Consider the following 1,648-nt stretch of genomic DNA (forward strand, 5'->3'; position numbering starts at 1 on the left):
CGAGACGGCGGCTGCGCGCCACGCGCAGGCGCGGGCGGCGCTGGAGGCCGTCGGCCTCGCCGACCGCGAACGGCACACGCCGGCCGAGCTGTCCGGCGGCCAGCAGCAGCGCGTGGCCATCGCCCGCGCCATGGTGACGCAGCCCGACGTGCTGCTCGCCGACGAGCCTACCGGCAATCTCGACACGCAGCGCAGCGGCGAGATCATGCAGATCATCGCGGCCCTGAATCGCGACCGCGGCATCACCGTGCTGATGGTCACGCACGAACCCGACATGGCGGCCTACGCGCGCCGCATCGTGCGTTTCGTCGACGGCCGCATCGACAGCGACGAGCGCCGGCCGTGACCTGGAACGCGCTGCTGCTTTCGCTGAAGGAGATCCGGCGCAATCTGCTGCGCTCCATCCTCACGATTCTCGGTGTCGTCATCGGCGTCGGCGCGGTCATCACCATGGTCACGCTCGGCAACGGCGCTACGCGCGCCATCGCCGACCAGATCGAGAGTCTCGGCAGCAACATGCTGATCCTGCGTCCCGGGCAGCGTTTCGGCGCCGGCCGCGATTCCGCCGCGGCGCCGCCGCTCAAGCTCGCCGACGCCCGCGCCGTCGCCGACCAGATCGCGTCGCTCGACGCCGTGGCGCCGTCGGTGACGCATGCCGTGGTCGCGGTCCGCTTCGCCGCCAACTGGTCGACGACGGTGGTCGGCACCACTCCGGCGTATTTCCGAGCCAGGAAATGGCAACCGGTTCAGGGCCGGATCTTCAGCGATGCGGAGGAGCGTGGCGGCAAGGCGCTCTGCGTGCTCGGCGAGACGGTGCGGCGCGAACTGTTCGGACGCGAGAACCCGATCGGCGGATCGATCCGCATCAGCGGCTTTTCCTGCGAGGTCGTCGGCCTGCTGGCGGCCAAGGGCCAGGCGGCGATGGGCATGGACCAGGACGACGTCGTCCTCATGCCGCTGCATACGGTGCAGCGCCGCCTGGTCGGCAACCAGGATGTCGCCGCCATCATGCTGGCGGTGTCGACGGGCGCTTCGATCGATCGCGCCAAGACGGCGGTCGAGCGCCTGATGCGCGAGCGGCGGCGCATCGCCGAGGGCGAGAGCGACGACTTCAACGTGCTCGACACGCGGCAGATGGCCGAGGCGCTGTCGAGCACGACGCGCGTCATGACCATGCTGCTCAGCGCGGTCGCGGCGGTGAGCCTGCTCGTGGGCGGCATCGGCATCATGAACATCATGCTGGTCTCGGTGACCGAGCGTACGCGCGAGATCGGGATTCGCCTGGCCATCGGTGCCCTGGAACAGGAGGTGCTGCTGCAGTTCCTGATCGAAGCCGTGGTGCTCTCGGCGCTCGGGGGACTGACCGGCATCGCGCTGGCGGCGGTCGGCTCGGCCCTGGCGGCGTCGGCGATGCGCATTCCATTTCTGTTCGATCTTCAGATCAACCTGCTGGCTTTCGCGTTCTCTGCCGCGATCGGCGTCCTGTTCGGTTATTTCCCTGCGCGGCGCGCGGCGCGCCTGGACCCGATCGAGGCGCTGCGGCACGAATGAGCCCCAGGACGAACGACCGGCGCTCGCCGGCCGCCTGGCTCAGCGCCCCTGCGCGCCGAGACGCGCGAGCCGCTGCAGCGCGCGCTCGCGCACGGCC

The 1,648-nt window shown here is 70.4% G+C and carries 2 protein-coding genes; both read left to right on the plus strand.

Annotation, left to right across the window (positions count from 1 at the left end):
* A partial coding sequence (locus NON22_RS24015; RefSeq protein WP_306673994.1) for an ABC transporter ATP-binding protein occupies nucleotides 1–346 on the plus strand: 346 nt, incomplete at its 5' end.
* Entirely contained in the window at nucleotides 343–1,551 is a 1,209-nt protein-coding gene (locus NON22_RS24020) for an ABC transporter permease (RefSeq protein ID WP_257389508.1), read from the plus strand. The genes NON22_RS24015 and NON22_RS24020, both read left to right, overlap by 4 nt.
* Nucleotides 1,552–1,648 lie beyond the last annotated feature (97 nt).

It is taken from the genome of Tahibacter caeni (genome assembly GCF_024609805.1).
Taxonomy (GTDB): Bacteria; Pseudomonadota; Gammaproteobacteria; order Xanthomonadales; family Rhodanobacteraceae; genus Tahibacter; species Tahibacter caeni.